Here is a 1,847-nt window from a genome sequence, read left to right on the forward strand (position 1 = left end):
TGTTTGGACTTATAATCACTATTGAAAGCGGTTTCAATATTTATCTTTTACATAACACTTAATCTTTTAGGAAACCGGTTTCTATGTAGTAAAGCTATTATCATATTTTTAGAGAATAGCATGGAAAAGGAGGTAGGAAAGGATAAGAATTTCTCAGAATTTATATTATAGCGATTATGGATTCAGTGTACGGTTGACAAAATAATTATAAGGGGGTTTCACAAATGGAAATCTTTAAAAAACTGGCTGTGATCGGATTATCTACGGCCCTGGTGTTCTCATTGGCAGCCTGTAAGGATGATGAAAAGACTTCTTCAAACGGCGGTAAAAACGGGGAAAAAGTTACCTTGGATTTCTGGACATTCGGAGCTACAAATTATGAAGAACTGGCGAAAGAATATGAGAAAGAAAACCCTAACATCACAGTTAAAGTAAGGGCTGCAGAAACTGCAGAACATCATGATGCATTATTTACTGCTTTATCGGCTGGAAGTGGAGCACCTGATATCACAATGTTGGAAATTGACCAACTTGACCGTTTTAAAGGAGCACAGGATCGTTTTGAAAACTTATATGATCATGGTGCAAAAGATATTCAGGACCAGTACCTGGATTGGAAATGGAAAACAGGTGAGAATGACAGTGGTGATTTCTTGATTGGTCTGCCAACAGATATTGGTCCAAAAGCACTATACTATCGTGCAGATGTTTTTGAAGCCGCGGGTCTGCCAACAGATCCGGAAGAAGTCACAGCATTGATCAATTCACCAAAAGCTTTTGAAGAAGCTGGACTTAAAGTGAAAGAAAAAACAGGCAAGGTATTTATAGATAGCATCGAAATGGCATTTAGAGCTTACTTGGACGGTGCTGAGACAACATTCCTTAACTCTAAAGGGGAGTTATTGATTGAAGAGGATGGCAACGCCGTTAAAGAGGCATACGATTATGCTGTGAAATTGAATGAAATGGGTATTGTCGGTAAATTTGAAATGTGGTCACCGGAGTGGGCCAATGCAGTAAATAAAGGTGAATTTGCAGCTGAATTAGGGGCTGGATGGCTAAAAGGCTGGATGGAAGGCAATGCGCAAGAAGCTTCCGGTAAATGGAGAGTAGCAACACTTCCAACTGAATTTGCAGCAAACTGGGGTGGCTCTTTTATCTCTATCCCAAGCGAAACGAAAAATGCGAAAGAAGCATATAAATTTACTTCATGGTTAGTTTCTCCAGAAAATCAACTAAAATCCTTCCAAGACAAGGGACTTTTCCCTTCTGCACAATCCGTATATGAAATGGATGCTTTCAAAACTAACGAAGATGCCTTCTTTGGCGGTCAAGCAACTGCACCGGTATTTGCAAAAGCAGCACAAGATATCAATGGGGCTGTTTATAAAGGGGAAAAATACTTCCCAATCTATTCAGAAGTATTGAATAGCTTGAAAAATGTTCAAAATAAAGGAACGGATCCTGAAAAAGAATGGAAAGATGCTGTTAAACGCTCCAAAGGTTTATTAAACCGGTAATTTCAGATTACTAGAATAAGGTGGGAAGCGGCGTGACTCCCGCAAAGGATGCGCCACTCCCATCTTTGATATGAAAAGAGGTGTAATAATGGATCCAGTAAAAGTAAATACCGGTACAAATAAGATCAAGCCCAGAAAGAAGCGGTTTAGGTCTGAAGCAAACAAAGATATGTTTTCTGCTTATTTATACATTGCTCCCTTCTTTATCATTTTTGCGATTATTGGTTTGTACCCTATGATTTTCAGTATTTATTTAGCCTTTCAAAAGTGGAATGGTCTCAGCCCTATGGTCTCAGTAGGATTGGATAATTTTCTGATTGTCTTAAC

General features: G+C 38.8%; 1 protein-coding gene and 1 pseudogene. Both read left to right on the forward strand.

The genetic code is table 11. The annotated features are described in order from the left end of the window. Positions 1-224 precede the first annotated feature (224 nt). Entirely contained in the window at positions 225-1,520 is a 1,296-nt protein-coding gene (locus AC52RT_RS06340) for an ABC transporter substrate-binding protein (RefSeq protein ID WP_495539966.1), read from the forward strand. Between the two features lie 88 nt (positions 1,521-1,608). Further along, positions 1,609-1,847: pseudogene (locus AC52RT_RS06345) on the forward strand (sugar ABC transporter permease); the annotation flags it as partial.

The organism is Peribacillus sp. (genome assembly GCF_059453735.1).